The following is an 18,208-nucleotide window of genomic DNA, read 5'->3' as shown; positions in this document are numbered from 1 at the left end:
GGCAGTGTCCTTCTTCATTAGAATGTATGTTTAATCAATTGTTTTTCAGCGTGGCGTTCTTTTGCAAGCTCCACAAGCTGTTCAATCAGGTCAGCATATTCCACTCCGGCTTCTTTCCAGAGCAGCGGGAACATGCTGAAAGGTGTAAAGCCAGGCATTGTGTTGACTTCATTGATCAGAACTTCGCCGTCAGCTGTCAGGAAAAAGTCCGCTCTGACGAGTCCTGAACCATCGATCGCTTTAAACGCTTTGATCGCCATATCACTGATTGTTGCGTATTCCTCATCAGTCACAATCGCCGGAATCATCAGATCAGTATCTCCATCCTCATATTTCGCTTTGTAATCGTAGAAATCCGTCTTCGGTGCGATTTCCCCCACAACAGAGCATTTAGGATCGTCATTTCCAAGAACGCCGATTTCGATCTCGCGGCCGTTAATTCCTTCTTCAACGACGACTTTGCGATCATATTGGAAAGCAAGCTCAAATGCTTTTTGCAGTTCTTCACGGTTTCGGCATTTGCTGATTCCGACACTTGAGCCGAGGTTCGCCGGTTTTACGAAGCAAGGGTAGCCTAATTCCTGTTCAACCTGCTCACAGCTTTCTTTCGGAGAACGAGTCCAGTCTTTCTTAAGGAAAGCTGCGTATTTAGCCTGAGCAAGGCCGGCCTGAGCAAATAAATGTTTCATGACAACTTTATCCATGCCAGCTGAGGAAGCAAGCACTCCGTTGCCGACATAAGGAATGTTCAACAGCTCGAGCATTCCCTGGATCGTACCGTCTTCTCCGTTCGGTCCGTGGAGGAGCGGGAATACGACGTCGATGGCTTCATTTTGCTGTGACGCTTCCTGCGGAAACATCTCCTGGTTCAGGGCAGCTGGAGAAAAAGCATTGCCTCCTTGCTCAAATTGAAGCATTTTCACGTTTGAAACAGGCTCAGTTAAACGGGCGCCTCTAACCCATTCGCCTTTTTCTGTTATATAAATCGGATGTATATCAAACTTCTCAGTATTTAGCGCTTTGATTACAGCCAGAGCCGTCTGCAGGGAAACATTATGTTCTGCCGACTTTCCTCCGTACACTAATCCTAGACTTGTTTTCAATGGATACTCCCCCCACTACAATTCATCTTTACTATCTTATCATTTTCACCGGAAAATGATCTAATTATTTTTGGGCATGCTGATGTTGAATGCATTTGTATGTAATTCCTTTTTATTTTATATTAAAATGGCATTGAAAAGGAGATGTGACATATGAAAAAAATCACAACAAACGAACAATTTAATGAACTGATTCAATCCGATAAAGAAATCATTGTAAAGTTTTATGCTGATTGGTGCCCAGACTGCACACGCATGAATATGTTCATCGGCGATATTTTGGAAGAATACAATCAAAACGATTGGTATGAGCTGAATAAGGACGAGCTTCCTGACCTGGCTGAAAAATACCAAGTAATGGGCATTCCCAGCCTGCTTATTTTCAAGAACGGTGAAAAAACAGCTCACCTTCACAGCGCCAATGCCAAAACGCCTGAAGAAGTGATTGAATTTTTATCTGAACATATAAGCTAATTCGTTAAACAGCCTTATTTTATGTCGTCAGGCTCTACATGAACATGAACATGAGTTACATCGTGTTCATGTTTTATTTTGTCTTCTACTTCATCCGCCACTCCATGGCCTTCTTCTACTGTAAGCTTCGGATCAACCGTAATGACCATCTCGATATGAACTGTACTGCCTAAATACCTCGCTTTCACATCCTTTAGGCGATGCACATTTTCGATCCTGCCGACGGTCTGTTTGTAAGGCTCAAGATCTTTTAAATGGAAGCCGTCTGTTAAGGAATGTGAAGCGTCTTTAAAGATATCCCACGCTGTTTTGCAAATGATGATGCCGATGATAAAAGCCGTTACCGGATCAATCCACGGCAGCTTCAGCTGGGACGAAAAAACACCGATAAACGCGCCGGCGCTTACAAAAGCGTCTGACCTGCTGTCCTTTGCCGCTGCCATCAGGGCAGAGCTTTTAATGGACGCTGCCAGCCTTTTGTTATATAAATAGATGCCATACATAAACACAGCACTGCCTAACGCCGTCCATGCCGCGATAAGATTTGGTGTTTCCGTTGTGCCGCCCGCAATCGCTTTTCCTCCGCCGATTAACACTTCAATGCCGACTGCCATCATAATAAAAGACGCAACAAGAGACGAAATTGTTTCAGCCCGATAATGGCCGTATGGATGATCGCTGTCAGCCGGTCTTTGAGAAATCCGCAATCCTATCAGCACTGCTACTGACGCAACAATATCTGTTCCATTATTTAACCCGTCTGCTCTCAGCGCTTCAGAATGATATAGAATCCCGATGACTAGCTTTACAACAGCAAGAATGACATATGCAAAAATATTGAGGAGCGCCCCTTTTTCTCCCTTTTTCAGATTTTCTGTCCGCTCCATTGAATACCAGCCTCCATTCTATTACATAGTATGGTTCAAAACATGAAAAATAGCAGGGTGCGTTCAATGAAGCGGAATATTTCGACAGCAAATTATTGTCCGGGAAACTTTTTGTCGATTTGTTGAATGTTTGTAAATTGGCGAAAGAATAGGACTGTTTTCACCTTTACAGGCGATTGCGGACATTGTATACTGAATTTAATTGATAATGATTATCAATATCGTTTGATTGGAGGTTGGTGACACAATGACACCTCAGTCTGCAGAAATCAGAAAAAAACAGCTCATTCATCTGTTAATACAGAATGGTATATACAAAAAGTCAAAGCGTCATCTGTATGAATTGTCGCTGACGGAGTTAGAAAGTGAATACAAACATGTCAGGAGGGCGCCGGAGCATGCCGAAGCGTAAAGTGAAAACTTACCAACAGCTGATCCAGGAAAACAAAGAGGCGATTATGGGCAATCCAAAGCTGATGAACGTTATTTATGACAGAATTGACCGCAAGCATCAAAAAAATCTGCAAGAGCAAAACAATACATAAAAAGAGCCGGCTAGGCTCTTTTTTTATGACTCAAACGCTTCAGCTGCCAGCTTGTGTATCACGGCGTCATCCATCGGCGGGTTGTGAAGACCGGCGCGCACATCACGGTAATAGCGCTGAAGCGGGTTGGTTCGTTCCAGGCTTTTGGCCCCGACAATTCTCATCGCTTTATCAACAACAGACAGCGCAGCGTTTGTGACGATATGTTTCGCCGCACCGAGCTCGCTGGTCAAGTGTGGACGCCGCACCGGATCGTCATACAATTGAGCGATATGGAAAAGAAAGTGTCTGGCATTGAGCAGTTCAAGCTCCATTTCGCCTGTTCTTTGCTGTACGGCCGGGACATTCTTGATCGGTCCATTCAAGCTGTTTGGAGAATACTCAGATGCAAATTGCACTGCATAGTCACGAGCAGCTTGAGCAACACCAAGATAGATCGCCGGAATGTGAAGCAGCCAGCCATTCGGCTTAGCTCCGCGAGGCCCTTGAAGCAGTTCCACCAGCTTATTCTCATCAAGCATGACTTCGTTCAGTACAAGGTCATGGCTCCCAGTCGCCCGCATCGCCATCATATCCCACGTTTCTTCAATCGACAAGCCGGGATCATCTTTATGAATGAGAAACACGCCTGTTGTTTGTTTGTCCTCAATCCATGCGGTTACTAAAAAATAATCCAGAGCTTGTGACATCGTCGTAAAGGTTTTTCTCCCGTTCACTGCCCATTTGCCATCCTTTTTGACGGCGTGTGTACCGGGACGCCCTCCTCTTGTCGGGCTTCCGGTTTTCGCTTCAGTCGCCGCCCTGTTAATGACAGCTCCGTTTTGGACTTCCTTGGCAACAAATGCAAATACGTCTTCATCCCAGCTGTTGCCTTCTCCAAGCTCCCCGATCACGCTCAAATGCCAGCCGATGCTAAGAGCCGTCGGAGCATCTCCCCGTGCAAGCCGTTCTTGAAACAGGAGCATATCGTAAACAGAAATGCCCCCTCCGCCATGAGATGCCGGCAATGTTAATGCTGTATACCCAGCATCACGCAATTTTTGTATTTTCTCTGCAGGAAAACGTCCCTGTTCGTCATCTTCAGCAGCTGTTTGCTGAAATTCATCCGCAATCCGTCCGATTTTCTCCATCCATTGCCGCTGTTGATCGTTTTGTATAAATAATGACATCCGGCAGCCCCCCAAGTTTTAATTCCGATAAATTTAATATGTATTATAGATTTCCTGCCATTTTTCCGCAACTGTTAATCTTTTTGTCCAGTATAGAAAAACACGCCGTTCCCCAAGGGAACAGCGTGATTACACAGGATTTGCATCCCGGTCTTGTTTCATGCCGAGATAAATCAGCATATATGTCAGGTAACCCATGGTCATCACCAGGCCGCCAAAGAAAAAGCTTGAGAAAATCGGCTCTTCAAAAGCGGTCACTGCGGCCAACACAATCCAGCTGGCATACAGATAGATGATAAAATAGCGGATGCCCGTCTTCATTTTATATATCATGTACAGTCCCACGAGAGAAAACAACCCAAGCGCGAGCCTGAAATAAACAAGATGTTCAAACTGAAACATGAATGACACAAATGAGAATCCAAGCAGCAATACAATCGGTAAAGCGGTAATAAAGTTCCTCAATCGAGACACCTCCGTCAGTACCTTTAGTATAAACCAAAATATCACTTGATATTGATTTACGTGAGCTTTTTCACAAAAATGTCATTCCTTGCCTTTAGACCCGAACATCCCGTTTACAGAAGCACCACCAGCCAACAACGATGAAGAATATGGCATGTATGATGAGAATTCCAATTGAAAACAATGGCGTCATGCCTGAAAACAACGCTGTCTCTCCGCTTCTGTATTGCGTAAAGTCAGTGTTCGCAAAAAGCAAAAAGCTGCCCCACTTGTTTTCAAACAACTTCATGAGCTGAACAAGTGTACTCGCTCCGTATAAAACGACAAAAGAAACAACAACTGCTACCGCGCTGTTGCGGAACAGCGAAGAACAAAGCAGCCCGAATAATCCCATCATTACAGCTTCAAGCCAGTTTGACCCGATCAGCGCCAAGGTGTTGACCAGCAATGTCTTTGATTCCGCAGTCACCGATGTGCCAAAAAACACGAGACCGAATAATAATGCCAGAATGTAGTATGCCAAATACAAATAGAAGCTGACCATCACGACTGTGATTAATTTTGACCAAAAGACCTTTTGGCGTTTAACCGGACGAATGAGCAAAAATTTGATCGTCTTTTTATCAAATTCCATCGAAACAATTGTTGCTGCAATTACGATCGTTAAAGCCTGCAGCAAAATGTTCAGGCTCGGTGTATACGATAAATAGCCGATGAAGTTTTCATCTGTTCCGGCACTGATGACAATCCGTTTAATGATCAATGCCATGAAGAATTGAAAGACAGCCATCAGGATAAGGGAAACCAAAGTGACCTTCCGATTAAAAAGTTTCATATGTTCATTCCAAATCAATTTAGACAAGCTCTTCTCCCTCCTCTTGATGAGCTGTTGTCGCTTTTATAAATTCGTCTTCCAGTGACTGTGTGTAAGGCGTAATGGAAAATACATTCAGACCTTGTCCGACAAGTGATCGGTTCAGCTCCGGTATGTTTTCTTTTGCCACCTCAACTACAATCGTCCCGTCTTGGCTCTCAGCTTGATATTGATTGCCTGTCAGCCAATTGAGCGCTTTTTCTTGCGGCTGCACTTCTATAATCGCTTTTTCTGTGGTTTGATCAGTTCCTTGTAAGCTGACTTCCGCTTTGATCTCACCTTTTTGAATGATGATGACACGGTCGCACAAGTCTTCAACCTCGCGCAATAAATGAGTGGCGAACAGGACAGCTGTTCCTTCCATTTCTGCGAGTTCCTTAATATGATCGCGAAAATCCTTCATCCCCGCAGGATCGAGGCCGTTTGTCGGTTCATCTAGAATGAGAAGCTTCGGCCGGTGAAGAATTGCCTGGGCGATTCCCAGACGCTGGCGCATCCCAAGGGAATAGGTTTTCACCTTATCATGAATCGCTGACGTCAGCCCGACACGTTCCACCACTTCATCAAGCCGTTCATCCGCTATTTTTTTGTGCATATTCGCAAAGTGCTTGAGGTTTTCCCAGCCTGTCAGGTACGGATAGAACTCAGGGTTCTCAACAATCGCTCCAACCGCTTCCATCGCTTTTTCAAACTCTGTATCATGCTGGAATCCGCTGATTGTCACGCTTCCGCTGTTTTGTTTCAGCAGCCCGACGATGATACGGATGAGTGTTGTTTTTCCGGAACCATTTGGACCGAGAAGGCCGATGATTTCACCCTCCATGACGTCCATGCTGATCTGTTTTAAAATCTGTTTAGACCCAATCTTTTTATCGAGGCCTTCAATATGTAAAATCGGCTCAGCCATAAAGCCTTCCTCCTTTTTCGACAAAAAATAAACAGTGCCCAACATTAGGCACTGTTTGTATTATAGCATTTGTTGCTTCCAAATGTTTGGTTAAACCGATGATGAGCGTTTGCTCCGACTGTTTGTTCTTTTCAGTTTCTGTAATGATGACAGGCATTGTCACCTGTTGTGTTCACCACTGTGCGAAGCAATGCCAAGCTCCGATTCCGAGTCTTAATTCCATGCCCTGAACAGGCAGGCCGGCAGATCGAGGCACACTCATTATTCGATTTTAAACTACATTTTATCGCTATTCTCTCGGGGTCCTTTAGACCTATCTTCCTTGTTGGTGACATCCAGAATATCAAGGAGAAACACAAAGATCGGAATCCCGATAATTAAACCCCAAATGCCGAAGAAGTGTTCAGAGAAAATGAGTACTGTGAAGGTGAAAAAGATTGGCAGCTCTGTTTTCGCCGACATCAGCTTCGGATTTAAGAAATAGGTTTCGATCGCATGAATGGCGAATATGACAAGGACAATGTAGAGCACATACATTCCACCGCCAGTGCTGTAGGCGATAATGCTGAGCGGAATCAGGGAAATGACGACGCCTGCTACAGGGATCAATCCAAGGAAGAACACCATAATCGAAAGCCCAAACAGCTGCGGAAAATGCATAATCCAAAGCGCGATAAACGTCAGAATACAGTTGACGAGCGCAATGATAAATTGAGCCTCAAGCACCTTGCCGAACGTTCTTGCAAATTTGCTTCCGAAAAAAGCAATCTCCTCATAAAAGACCCTCAGTTTGCTCGTTTTAAATTTCGCCATGAATTCAGAAAGCCGTTTTTTCTCAAATAAGAAAAACATGCTGAGAATGAGCGCCATCACGACCTGCAAGCCGAATGTGCTGATATCGGCCAGATACGTATACACTACATTGAAGCCCTCTTTGACATATGAACTGATGTTAATATCTCCGAAGACACTGGTGATCTCATCAAAGAAAGGGATGCTGTCAGGATGATACGCAATATGTTTAATCTGCTTTACCAGCTGCTGGATCTGCGCCGCGACGACCGGATAAAACACAAAGCCCCCGACTGTAAGCAGCACAGCCAGCAACATGTAAAGAAACGTAATGACAACCCGCTGGCTCACGCGGAAGAACTGGCTTACAAACTGCCGCACGACAAGCTCCAAACGATCCATTAGAAATGTGAAAATGAAGGTAAGCAATATTAAGTTGATCATGCTCTTAAATAGATATAACACACCAGTTAACACGACAAAGATGGAGAAACGCCTTACTCCCGGGTGCTGAAAAAATTTAACTAAAGCGGCCATTTATACACTCCTGTTAGGACAAACGTCCTTCATTCAATATAGTATCCATTTGTAAATTATATAACAAAAAAATGCTGAGGTCTCTGTCCTTACCTTAATAATTCTTAAACAATTAAAAAAACGGCCCATGGATGGGCCGTTCTTTTTTCAGACTGCTGTTTTCATTTTTTTCATGCCTTCAACAGCCTCTACGCTTTTTGCTTCATCAAATTCATTTTCGCTTTTTGCAACAATGATCGTGGCAATTCCGTTTCCGATCAGGTTCACAATGGCTCTTCCTTCACTCATGAAACGGTCAACCCCGAGCAGGAGTGCAAGACCCTCCAGCGGAATGACCTGCAGCGCTGACAGCGTTGAGGCAAGGACGATAAATCCGCTTCCCGTCACACCTGCCGCTCCCTTCGATGTCAGCATCAGAACGAGGATAATCGTAATTTGCTGGCCGATGCTGAGGTCTACTCCAAACACCTGTGCCAAAAAGACAGTCGCCATTGATAAATAAATGGATGTGCCGTCGAGGTTAAACGAATAGCCCGTCGGAATAACTAGCCCGACAACGGATTTGGAACAGCCGTAGCGCTCCATTTTATCCATCATACGCGGAAGCACCGATTCGGAAGAGCTTGTGCCAAGCACGATCAAAAGCTCATCCTTAATGAAGCGAAGGTAATTCCACAGGCTGAATCCGTAAAGCTTGCAGATGATATTTAAAGCAACAAATACGAACAGGAACATCGTAATATAAACAGACATCATTAAGCTTGCCAGCGGTTTGATGGAATCGAGCCCGAAGTGTCCGATTGTATACGCCATCGCCCCGAATGCCCCGATTGGCGCGGCACGCATAATGTAGCCGATAATTTTGAAAAAAACGTGAGAAACCTTGTCGAAGAAATCAATGACGCTTTTTCCTTTTTCGCCTAATGCCGCAAGACCCACTCCGAAAAGAATAGAAAAGAATAAGACCTGCAAAATGTCCCCTTTTGCGAAGGCATCAACCATGTTGGATGGAACAATGTGTGTAACAAATTCAATCCAGTCGATTCCCTGACCGCCATTTTGCGTGTATTGTGATACATCACCCTTTTCAAGCTTGCTGTAATCAAGACCCGCACCCGGCTTCATAATATTGACGACAAATAAACCGATAATGAGTGCGAGGGTGGTGACAACCTCGAAATAGATAAACGCTTTTCCCCCTACTTTTCCAACCTTCTTCATATCGCCCATTTTTGCAATCCCGAGAACGATTGTGAAGAAAATAATTGGTGCAATCACCATTTTAACAGCGTTGATAAATGTATCGCCAAGCGGTTTCATTTCTTTGCCGACATCCGGCCAGACCAGCCCGACAATGACCCCGATGATGACCGCGGTTATGACCTGAACTGTTAAATTTTTAAACAGTTTCATATCCTTCATCCCCCTGTCCTATTCGCCTTTTGTGTCTTTCTTACTATAATGATAGCGTTTTCATAATGTCTGGGGAAGTTTATGATCATAACGGACATTTTGGTCTTTTTGGTCTCAGGTTTATCCTTTTAACACGTAGCGGTTGACCGGCCGGCCGACTCCGCCGTATTGAACGTCCAATTTGATGATCCCGGTTTTTTCTAAGTAATCAAGATATCGTCTGGCTGTCACTCTGGCGATGCCAAGCGCCTTGGCGACCTCTTCAGCAGAAAGGGATGCGGTTTGCTGTTTCAAAAAAGCAGTGACTTCATTCATCGTGAAGTGATTCAACCCTTTCGGCAGATCCTGTACGGCCTGCTGCGGAATATTCAGGATCGCATCGAGCTGTTCCTGGGACAGCGTATCATTCGCTTCGATTTTTTGTTTATATTGCTTGTACTTTTCGAGTGCCTGTCTCATTCGCTCAAGCTTAAACGGCTTTAAGATATAGTCAACCGCCCCGTTTTGCAGCATGAGTGAGATCGTTTCCTTGTCTTTTGCAGCGGAGACGACAATGACATCCACTTCAAGCTTTTGCTTTCTGATCTCCTGCAAGGTCTTGATGCCGTCTTTTTTCGGCATGTACACATCGAGAATGACGAGATCCGGCTGTTCTTCTTTAATCAGCTTCATGCCTTCCTCTCCGTTTCCTGCCGTTGCACAGACAGTAACGCCTTTAACAGTTGTAATGAAATCCTTATTGACCTCTTGAACCATCGGATCGTCTTCAATGAGCAGAACCTTCCATTCTTTACGAGCCATGCTGTGCTTCCTCCCCCTTCATTGGAAAAACGATAGAAAAAGATGTCCCCTGCCCCGCATGTGAATCAACTTCTATCGTGCCCGATCCTTTGTCTATGATTTGTTTCACTAGATACAGGCCATAGCCTGTGCCGCCAGTTTTATTGACCGTAAAACCTTTGTCGTAAAGGCGAGGCATATGTGCCGGATCAATTCCGCAGCCGTTATCTTCTATTAAAATAGCAAGGATATCATCCGTTTGTTCGATACTAATGTCAATTCGTTTGTCTTCAGATTGAACGGTTTCAAATGAGCCGAAGGCATTTTCAATCAGATTCCCCAAAAGCACGACAATATCATGCTGATCAACATGCTCGGGAAATTGCTGAAGACTGCTGTTTTCATCTATATGAACAGCAATGCCGAGCTCTCTTCCCCTCCTGATTTTACTTAATAGAAGGCCTGCCGCAGCGTCATTTTGAATCGAGCGGTGCAGAAATTCAGTCACATTTTCCTGCTCAGTTGACGCCTGGAATGCAAGCTGCAAGGCTTTTTCAGATTTCCCCAGCTGGATGAGACCGGCGATCGTGTGCAGCTTATTCATATGCTCATGGTTTTGGACACGGAGCGCCTCCACAAAGTTTCTGACACCAGTCAATTCCTCTGCCATCTTGGCCGCTTCCGTTCTGTCCTGAAAAATCGCAACGGCGCCGATCACTTTTTTCTTCATGACGATCGGAATTCTGCTGCTCATGATGACTTTTCCGCTGACACGAATTTCTTCATTATAAACCGCTTTGTTCCGCTCCACGATTTCGGGCAGGCGCGAATCCTTGAGAACCTCCCAAATCACCTTGCCGATCAGATCCCCCTGCACTTCAAAGATCTGTTTCGCTTTTTCATTAAAAATCGTAATGACGAGCCGATTGTCAATAGCGATCACCCCTTCATTCATCGAGTGAAACGTCGCTGTCCGTTCTTCATACATTCGGACAATCTCATGGGGTTCAAGCTGAAACATTTGTTTTTTGATATGGCGGGCCAGCAAAAAGGAACCAGCAAGGCCGAAGCCGAGTGTCAGCACAACGATGAATGCGATATCACGCTTTAAATGAAGCAGGATGTCAGCGATCCCCGGCAGCGTTTTTCCGACAAGCACCACGCCTATTTGGTTCAGGTCTTGATCCTTAACCGGATAAAAAGCGCGAACCGCCGTACCGATCTCGCCCTTTGCTTCAGAGAAATAAATGTGCTCCGCAAACGCTGCCTCCTCGTCTGCACCTTCTGATTTCTTGCCGATGCTTGTGCTGACAGGATGCGTATATCGGATATGATTCATATCCATGACGACAATATAGTCTGCTTCATTAATCATCCTGATTTCTTCAACCGCATGGCGAACAGCTTCTGTTTGTTTTTTTCGCGCCAAGGCTTCTTTCACTTCTGTCATCTCTGACACCGTCCGTGCCGTATTCATCAGCCGCTTTTTCAACTCCCGCTCCTCTGTATGCTGAATGTTGCCGATGAGCACAATGCCGCCGATCAAAAAGGAGAAAATGACGAGTATATAGGATAAGATCGTGATTTTCCAACGGATTGAGAGCTTCTTTTTGTTCATCAGCTTCTCCTTTCAGGTCTTTACGAATGTCATTGCCCCCATTATCCTTAACATAGGGGAGGGCTTTTCATGAAGAGTTTGCTTGCATGTCTCGCACTGATGATCGCTGGAATTGCAACCGCTTTATTTATCGGATTCCATGATCATACAGGCAATAAAAAGGCTGTTTATGATGACGACCAAGAAGGCCTGCAGGATCAAATCGTGTTTAAATTCAGCCACGTGGTTGCTGAAAATACGCCAAAAGGGCTGGCCGCCAATAAATTCGCTGATCTGGTGAACGAAAAATCAGGCGGGAAAATAAAAATAGAAGTATTTCCGAATGGAAGCCTGTACTCGGACATCGAAGAAATTGAAGCATTGCAAAACGGCGATGTTCAATTTATCGCCCCCTCCACATCGAAGCTCGGCATGCTCTCGCCTGAATGGGGAGTGCTGGATCTGCCGTATGCATTTACAGATTACAACGCCGTCAAAAAAGGGTTGAACGGAAGCATCGGCACACAGCTGTTTGATTCTCTAAAGAAAAACCAATTAAAAGGACTGGCCTATTGGACGAACGGCTTTAAGCAAATCACAACAAATCAAGGGCCGGTCAAAACACCGGATGATTTAAAAGGGCAGGATCTGCGCATTATGCAAAGCGATGTGATTGAGGATCAGTTCAAGCTGCTTGGCGCAACACCTCATCAGGAATCCTTCAATTCTACCTTTCAGCTGTTAGAAAACAATGTAGTCGATGGCGAAGAAAATACAATTTCAAACATCTATTCTAAAAAATTTTATAATGTTCAGGACTATTTGACAATAAGCAGCCACGGTTACCTCGGCTACGCTGTCATGACTGATGAACACTTCTGGAAGGCGCAAACACCAGAAACAAGACGCATTTTGACTGAAGCGATGAAGGAGACGACCGAGTGGAATGAAACGTATGCCGAACAAATGAACAAGGAGCAGCTGGAAGAAATCAAAAAGAATTCTGCTATACATATTTATGAGCTGTCAGATAAAGAGAAAAAAGAATGGATGAAGCGTCTTGACCCTGTTTACCGGCAGTATGAGCCCATCTTTGGCCGGGAGCTGATCCGGGAACTGTTGGAGCTGCGAATAGATTCATAGTTCCTATCTCGATACGCTGTTTTTCGTTTATCTTTCTATCGATCGGAAATATAAAAAGAGATAAACGAAAAGGAGATGGGTACATGTTTAAGCACACAAAAATGCTGCAGCATCCTGCTAAACCAGATCGTCCAGATCCATTATTCGCTAAAAAAATGCAAGAAATTTTAGGCGGGCAATTCGGAGAAATTTCAGTTGCCATGCAGTACTTATTTCAAGGCTGGAACACAAGAGGAAATGAAAAATACAAGGACTTGCTGATGGATACGGCAACTGAGGAGCTCGGGCATGTTGAAATGATCGCAACGATGATTGCCAGACTTCTTGAGGATGCCCCTCTTGATCAGCAGGAAAAAGCTGCTGAAGATCCGGTCATCGGCTCCATCCTGGGCGGCATGAACCCTCACCATGCGATTGTATCAGGACTTGGCGCCATGCCGGAAAGCAGTACAGGCGTACCTTGGAGCGGCGGTTATATCGTAGCAAGCGGAAACCTGCTGGCAGACTTCCGCGCCAACCTGAATGCGGAATCTCAGGGCCGTCTGCAGGTCGCACGCCTGTTTGAAATGACGGATGACAAAGGCGTCAAAGATATGCTCAGCTTCCTGCTGGCGCGTGACACAATGCACCAGAACCAATGGCTTGCCGCCATTAAAGAATTAGAAGCACAGGAAGGTCCGGTTGTGCCGGGTACCTTCCCGAAAGCGCTCGAAAAACAAGAGTTCTCACATCAGCTTATCAATTTCTCTGAAGGCGAAGAAAGCGCCAAGCAAAACTGGCTGAATGAAAAAGCGCCGGACGGAGAAGCCTTTGAATATGTGAAAGAGGCAAAAACGTTTGGAGAAAAACCGGAGTTAAAACCAGCACCGCCTTATGTTCATAATACACTTCCGGGACGCGAGTAAAGAGACAAGCCCAAAACATGATGTTTTGGGCTTTGATTATGCCTTCAGAACCGTCCAGTCTGGTTCGTACCGGATATCGGGGTTATGTAACAGATCGTGAACGAACGGTTTATCCTCTTCGTACACCGTCACCTCTATCGAAAGAATTACAGCCTTCTGATCGTTTTCCTCGTATATGCTGTCATGTTCGTTCTCCATAAAATGATCATAGGCTTCTCTGTTTTCCCATACACTGATGATTTCTGCGGTGAGCGGCTCGTCTATCGTTTTTCGCCAGCCGCCGGCCTGTTTGATAAAGCCGCTTATATGCGATAATGCTCCCCACTGTGACTGCGCTTTTGCAAATGCTTCAGCGTTTGCAGCGTCTACTTCACATATCATCTTTTTGATTAGCATGGCTGCTCCTCTATGATGACGGTTTCGGCTTGTTTATGCTCCACACAGAGATTAACCGTTCTGACATAAGAGCGTGTGCGGTGAACCGTGCCTTTCGGGATCAGCAGGCTGTCATTTGCTTTGAGCACCGCGGTTTCTTTGTCCTTAAAATCGATCAGCAGCTCCCCTTCAAGAACAATAAACAATTCGTCTGAGTCAGGGTGATGGTGCCAGTCATATTCTCCCGTAAACACCGCAAGGCGCACGCAGTGGTCGTTGACCTCTGAGATTGAAAAATTGGCGTGCTTTTCTTTGACTTCATTTGCGATGGCGAGCAAGTTTTGCATCTTGGACATTAGCGAAAACCCCTTTTTCACTTATTGTATCGCAATAGTGGCATAAATTGAGAAGATTCCAAAAAAAAGCGATCCAGCTGATGTGCCGGATCGCTTTTTTATTTACAGGTTGTCTGCCTTTATGCTTTTGATTAGTCGTTGTTGCGGGCGTTTCCGCCTTTTGAGCCAATTTCTTGGTAGAATTCTTTATCATGATTTTTGCTTGTTGCCTCTCCGCCTTTTCGGCCGATTTCTTGATAGAATTCTTTATCATGATTTTCGCTAGTGGCTTCTCCGCCTTTTTCACCGATTTCTTGATAGAACTCTTTGTCATGGTTCTTGCTAGTGGCTTCTCCGCCTTTTTCGCCGATTTCCTGATAGAATTCTTTGTCATGGTTTTTGCTGGTGGCTTCTCCGCCTTTTTGACCAATCTCTTGATAGAATTCTTTGTCATGGTTCTTGCTTGTTGTTTCTCCGCCTTTTCTACCTGCTTCTTCTCTGCTCATTTTGTTATTGTCTGCCATTTTGAATTCCTCCTTTAATTGGTGTTGGTTGTTGTATTCCCGCTCACAATTCTTTTAAACAAACAAAACACATTGGGTATGTTTCCACTAAAAAAAGCAGGCGGATCGCGGTGTCCGTCTGCTTTCTGCTATTCCATCTCTCGTTCTGTTTCTTTCAGTCGTTCAAGAATGCGCCTCTTTTTGTACAGCATCATGCCTGTCTCGGTAATGTCGTTTAATGTTGAGCGATTGGCAGCGGCGCCAAAAACCATTCCGGCAACCGGCACCATCTGGAAAAGTTTTTTCCAGCCAAACGTGTCTCGATAGCCCAAAACGACTTCTCGCCAGCCTTGGATTTGAGAAGCGACATTCTTATATGTACGGTCTTGATCGTAGTGTTTTAATTCCTGCAAAATCGATCTTTTGCCGACAACATCAGCCGACGTCAGCTGCAGGCATTTCACAATGAAGACGCGTTCTTTTTTCTCCTTTGGGTCATAGCCGTATGCGACTGCGATATCCTGTAATGTTTTTAGTGATAAGCCAAGCACTGCCGGAATGTCTGCCGCCAGCGTAAACACGCCGCCCACACCGGTTGTCGCGCCTTGAACGGTTGCTGCGTTGGTTCTGTTTTTGCCCATTCCTTCCGCAATTTCATCCATGACAGGAAGAGGCGCTTTCCGGATGTCCTCCAGCGATTCAAAGATCTCCTCCGGCAGTTTCTTTTGAAATATCCTGATAATCTGTTTTTCAGATGTCAGGTACTGTCCGCCTGTTTGAACAAAGCTGCCGACCTCATCCAAGAGCTTGCCGATCTTTTTCTGGATGAATTCCGGTGTCAGCTTGTCCAGGAGCTGAAACGGGAGACGGCTGAGCTTTTCCCAAAACCAGACTTTTTGCTGATCTTTTTCCCATTTCTCTATCTCTTTTAATTGCTGATGTAAGTCTTCTTTTCGTTCTGTTGGCACCCAATCCGCACTTCCCTTCCGTTTTTTCTACTATATAGTATACCTTCATTTTTTCGGATGCGTTTTTATTTTTCACCTGCGGGTACCATTTTTATAAAAGGAAAAGGAGTGATGGACATGCCTTGGTCGATGAAGGATTATCCTGCTTCATTAAAAAATCTTGAGAAGCCGGTGAGAAAAAAGGCGATAGACATTGCGAATGCGATGATTGATGAAGGCTATGAGGAAGGGCGCGCGATTCCAATTGCGACAAGCAAAGCGAAGGAATGGGCGGAAAACGCCTCTACAGATGAAATTGATGATTTCCTGACGCATGATGATGAGACAGAACGCGATGCTGATCCAAGCAGCGGCAGCGGCCCCGAGCTCATGAATAAAGCAGAGCATGTTATTAAGCATAAAAAAGGCTGGGCAGTCAAAGCCGAGGGCGCCAAACGTGTGTCTGAAATCAAAGATACAAAGAAAGAAGCGATTGAACGGGCAAAGGAAATCGCGGCGCATAAAGGCACTGAGGTCATTGTTCATTTAGCTGACGGCAGTGTGCAGAGAAAGATTAAAACAGGATCATAAAGGAATATGCTTTTAAGTGTTTCGAAATGATCAGGAGCGGTTATTGATTGGTAAATCATTTATGAGAGGTGATCATGATGCTTAGCTTTTTGGTTTCATTAGTTGTTGCTATTGTTATCGGATTAATTGGGAGCGCCATTGTAGGAAACCGGCTGCCGGGAGGAATTTTCGGCTCTATGATTGCCGGGCTGATCGGCGCTTGGATTGGGCACGGACTTCTTGGCACATGGGGACCGAGCCTCGCCGGCTTTGCTATTTTCCCCGCCATCATCGGGGCAGCCATCTTCGTATTCTTGCTGGGCCTTATATTCCGCGGGCTGCGGAAGGAAGCCTAGACTCATTAGATACAGGAGGCATCGTTTCGAACTGAAACGATGCCTTTTTATATGGGACCTTATCCCGAATCCCTACATATCATGTTACATAACAGGGAAAAATTCAGGAGTGTATTTTGAACATTTTCGGTTGACAAGAAACCGGGATGGTCATATGATGTAGATAAAATAATTTGCCTTAAGGAAACTCTTTGTTGTACGGCAAAAACAAACAGAATTCAGGTGAGACATGATGAACAAGGACATCACAGCACAATCTCCCCGTTCCAAAGCCGTCCAAGATGCGCTTGACGGGAAAATCAGAGGATTCAGAGGGCTGCTCCCTTTTCTCGGCCCTGCATTTATAGCAGCCATTGCCTATATTGATCCCGGCAACTTCGCAACGAATATTTCGGCGGGCTCTAAATACGGATATATGCTCTTATGGGTGATCTTATTTTCCAATATCATGGCCCTTTTAATTCAATCCCTATCCGCCAAACTCGGTATTGCGACAGGCAAAAATCTGCCTGAGGTTGCCCGTGAAGAATTCCCGAAGCCTGTCTCGATCGGATTATGGATTCAGGGCGAGCTTGTCATTATCGCAACTGACCTGGCGGAATTTATCGGAGCGGCTCTGGGACTGTATTTGCTGTTCGGCATTCCGATGCTTGAAGCGTCTATTATTGCGGCGATCGGTTCTTTCGCGATATTGGAGCTTCAGCGCCGCGGTTATCGCTCACTTGAAGCCGGTATTGCCGGTATGCTGTTTGTGGTCGTGATCGCCTTTGCGTTGCAGACCTTTTTCGCAAAGCCTGATGCCGTGTCAGTGATGAAGGGCCTTTTTGTCCCGGCGTTTCATGGCACCGACAGTGTGCTTCTTGCAGCGGGTATTCTTGGCGCAACTGTTATGCCGCACGCCATTTATTTACACTCTGCCCTTACACAGCGGCGGGTGGTTGGCAAAACTGATGCAGAACGGAAAAAAATCTTTAGGTTTGAATTTATTGATATTTTAATAGCGATGCTGATTGCAGGGGCTATTAATGCAAGTATGCTGATCGTGGCTGCCGCATTATTCTTCAAAAACGGCCTGTTTGTTGAGGATCTCGACGTCGCATTTCAGCAATTCGGACATCTTGTCAGCCCTATGTCTGCGGCTTTATTCGGGATCGGGCTGCTCGTTGCCGGTCTATCCAGTTCGTCTGTCGGCACACTTTCAGGCGACGTGATTATGCAAGGATTTATCAACTACCGCATTCCGCTGTATGTACGGCGTTTTATCACGATCATTCCGCCGATCTTGATCATCGCGTCAGGTGTTAATCCGACGACCGCTCTCGTACTGAGCCAGGTCGTGCTGTCCTTCGGGATCGCCTTTGCCCTCATTCCGCTTATTATGTTTACAAGCAATAAACGGATCATGGGATCTCTGATCAACGCCAAATGGGTCACAGTGGTGTCTTGGCTGATTGCTGTATTGATCGTTACTTTGAATGTGTTTTTAATTGTAGATACGTTTCGATAAAAAAACCGGCTTCTAAAGCCGGTT

23 protein-coding genes are annotated in these 18,208 nt (G+C 45.3%); 8 read left to right on the top strand and 15 right to left on the bottom strand.

Features of this window, described 5'->3' with window-relative positions; translation table 11 throughout:
• Positions 1–17: 17 nt before the first annotated feature.
• Entirely contained in the window at positions 18–1,103 is a 1,086-nt protein-coding gene (locus MKY50_RS02690; RefSeq protein ID WP_141949503.1) for a D-alanine--D-alanine ligase, read from the bottom strand.
• 153 nt (positions 1,104–1,256) lie between these two features.
• Here MKY50_RS02690 and MKY50_RS02685 point away from each other — a divergent pair, with 153 nt between their 5' ends.
• The gene (locus MKY50_RS02685) at positions 1,257–1,577 is read left to right on the top strand and encodes a thioredoxin family protein (protein ID WP_038427414.1); all 321 of its coding nucleotides are present in this window, start codon (positions 1,257–1,259) and stop codon (positions 1,575–1,577) included.
• Between the two features lie 14 nt (positions 1,578–1,591).
• Here the strand turns inward: MKY50_RS02685 and MKY50_RS02680 are convergent, their stop codons facing one another.
• A complete protein-coding gene (locus MKY50_RS02680) occupies positions 1,592–2,464 on the bottom strand; it encodes a cation diffusion facilitator family transporter (RefSeq protein WP_014475869.1) in 873 nt (290 codons plus the stop codon).
• A gap of 247 nt (positions 2,465–2,711) precedes the next feature.
• Between MKY50_RS02680 and MKY50_RS02675 the strand changes: the two genes are divergently transcribed.
• On the top strand, positions 2,712–2,876 hold the full coding sequence (locus MKY50_RS02675; RefSeq protein ID WP_003225157.1) for a Fur-regulated basic protein FbpA: 165 nt from the start codon (positions 2,712–2,714) through the stop codon (positions 2,874–2,876).
• Positions 2,830–3,009 (top strand): Fur-regulated basic protein FbpB, encoded by a 180-nt coding sequence (fbpB, locus tag MKY50_RS02670; protein ID WP_010886410.1) that lies wholly within the window; start codon positions 2,830–2,832, stop codon positions 3,007–3,009. The genes MKY50_RS02675 and fbpB overlap by 47 nt, the downstream gene beginning before the upstream one ends.
• Before the next feature lie 23 nt (positions 3,010–3,032).
• Here the strand turns inward: fbpB and MKY50_RS02665 are convergent, their stop codons facing one another.
• The 9 genes from MKY50_RS02665 to dctS form a co-directional block, all read right to left on the bottom strand.
• Positions 3,033–4,178, bottom strand: coding sequence for an acyl-CoA dehydrogenase family protein (locus MKY50_RS02665; protein ID WP_003234334.1), 1,146 nt, complete (start codon positions 4,176–4,178; stop codon positions 3,033–3,035).
• Between the two features lie 129 nt (positions 4,179–4,307).
• The gene (locus tag MKY50_RS02660; protein ID WP_003225151.1) at positions 4,308–4,643 is read right to left on the bottom strand and encodes a hypothetical protein; all 336 of its coding nucleotides are present in this window, start codon (positions 4,641–4,643) and stop codon (positions 4,308–4,310) included.
• 94 nt (positions 4,644–4,737) lie between these two features.
• Positions 4,738–5,505, bottom strand: coding sequence for an ABC transporter permease (locus tag MKY50_RS02655; protein WP_015715273.1), 768 nt, complete (start codon positions 5,503–5,505; stop codon positions 4,738–4,740).
• Complete coding sequence (locus MKY50_RS02650; RefSeq protein WP_024572052.1) at positions 5,498–6,424, bottom strand: ABC transporter ATP-binding protein; 927 nt, start codon at positions 6,422–6,424, stop codon at positions 5,498–5,500. The genes MKY50_RS02655 and MKY50_RS02650 overlap by 8 nt, the downstream gene beginning before the upstream one ends.
• On the bottom strand, positions 6,417–6,581 hold the full coding sequence (locus tag MKY50_RS02645; RefSeq protein WP_014475863.1) for a hypothetical protein: 165 nt from the start codon (positions 6,579–6,581) through the stop codon (positions 6,417–6,419). Before MKY50_RS02645 ends, MKY50_RS02650 begins: the two co-directional genes overlap by 8 nt.
• 119 nt (positions 6,582–6,700) lie before the next feature.
• Positions 6,701–7,753 (bottom strand): AI-2E family transporter, encoded by a 1,053-nt coding sequence (locus MKY50_RS02640; RefSeq protein ID WP_015252777.1) that lies wholly within the window; start codon positions 7,751–7,753, stop codon positions 6,701–6,703.
• 147 nt (positions 7,754–7,900) lie between these two features.
• Positions 7,901–9,166 (bottom strand): C4-dicarboxylate transporter DctP, encoded by a 1,266-nt coding sequence (dctP, locus tag MKY50_RS02635; RefSeq protein WP_014475862.1) that lies wholly within the window; start codon positions 9,164–9,166, stop codon positions 7,901–7,903.
• Positions 9,167–9,286: 120 nt separating this feature from the next.
• On the bottom strand, positions 9,287–9,967 hold the full coding sequence (gene dctR, locus MKY50_RS02630; protein WP_003234347.1) for a two-component system response regulator DctR: 681 nt from the start codon (positions 9,965–9,967) through the stop codon (positions 9,287–9,289).
• Positions 9,957–11,564, bottom strand: coding sequence for a two-component system sensor histidine kinase DctS (gene dctS / locus MKY50_RS02625; protein ID WP_264099479.1), 1,608 nt, complete (start codon positions 11,562–11,564; stop codon positions 9,957–9,959). The genes dctR and dctS overlap by 11 nt, the downstream gene beginning before the upstream one ends.
• 69 nt (positions 11,565–11,633) lie before the next feature.
• On the opposite strand from dctS, the gene dctB reads away from it, so the two are divergent.
• Positions 11,634–12,686 (top strand): C4-dicarboxylate TRAP transporter substrate-binding protein DctB, encoded by a 1,053-nt coding sequence (gene dctB / locus MKY50_RS02620; RefSeq protein WP_341116117.1) that lies wholly within the window; start codon positions 11,634–11,636, stop codon positions 12,684–12,686.
• An 83-nt stretch (positions 12,687–12,769) separates the two neighbouring features.
• Entirely contained in the window at positions 12,770–13,591 is an 822-nt protein-coding gene (locus MKY50_RS02615; RefSeq protein WP_024572055.1) for a manganese catalase family protein, read from the top strand.
• A gap of 36 nt (positions 13,592–13,627) precedes the next feature.
• Here MKY50_RS02615 and MKY50_RS02610 read toward each other — a convergent pair whose 3' ends face one another.
• The 4 genes from MKY50_RS02610 to MKY50_RS02595 all read right to left on the bottom strand — a co-directional run bounded on the left by MKY50_RS02610 (position 13,628) and on the right by MKY50_RS02595 (position 15,772).
• A complete protein-coding gene (locus tag MKY50_RS02610) occupies positions 13,628–13,987 on the bottom strand; it encodes a YdbC family protein (RefSeq protein WP_070548590.1) in 360 nt (119 codons plus the stop codon).
• Complete coding sequence (locus MKY50_RS02605) at positions 13,981–14,322, bottom strand: cupin domain-containing protein (RefSeq protein WP_003246564.1); 342 nt, start codon at positions 14,320–14,322, stop codon at positions 13,981–13,983. Before MKY50_RS02605 ends, MKY50_RS02610 begins: the two co-directional genes overlap by 7 nt.
• A 131-nt stretch (positions 14,323–14,453) precedes the next feature.
• Positions 14,454–14,825 (bottom strand): glucose starvation-inducible protein GsiB, encoded by a 372-nt coding sequence (gene gsiB, locus MKY50_RS02600; RefSeq protein WP_003246542.1) that lies wholly within the window; start codon positions 14,823–14,825, stop codon positions 14,454–14,456.
• Positions 14,826–14,953: 128 nt separating this feature from the next.
• Positions 14,954–15,772, bottom strand: a complete 819-nt coding sequence (locus MKY50_RS02595) for an EcsC family protein (protein ID WP_003234359.1) — start codon at positions 15,770–15,772, stop codon at positions 14,954–14,956.
• A gap of 117 nt (positions 15,773–15,889) precedes the next feature.
• Between MKY50_RS02595 and MKY50_RS02590 the strand changes: the two genes are divergently transcribed.
• From MKY50_RS02590 to MKY50_RS02580, 3 genes are all read left to right on the top strand, one after another.
• Positions 15,890–16,342, top strand: coding sequence for a DUF2188 domain-containing protein (locus MKY50_RS02590; protein WP_003246574.1), 453 nt, complete (start codon positions 15,890–15,892; stop codon positions 16,340–16,342).
• A gap of 77 nt (positions 16,343–16,419) precedes the next feature.
• On the top strand, positions 16,420–16,677 hold the full coding sequence (locus tag MKY50_RS02585) for a GlsB/YeaQ/YmgE family stress response membrane protein (protein ID WP_003246519.1): 258 nt from the start codon (positions 16,420–16,422) through the stop codon (positions 16,675–16,677).
• 229 nt (positions 16,678–16,906) lie between these two features.
• Complete coding sequence (locus tag MKY50_RS02580) at positions 16,907–18,184, top strand: Nramp family divalent metal transporter (RefSeq protein ID WP_163131612.1); 1,278 nt, start codon at positions 16,907–16,909, stop codon at positions 18,182–18,184.
• The last annotated feature ends 24 nt before the right edge of the window (positions 18,185–18,208 follow it).

Source organism: Bacillus sp. FSL R7-0685 (assembly GCF_038002425.1).
Classification (GTDB): domain Bacteria; phylum Bacillota; class Bacilli; order Bacillales; family Bacillaceae; genus Bacillus; species Bacillus subtilis.
The sequence above is the reverse complement of the archived record's forward strand: the minus strand, read 5'-3'. Positions and strand labels throughout refer to the sequence as shown.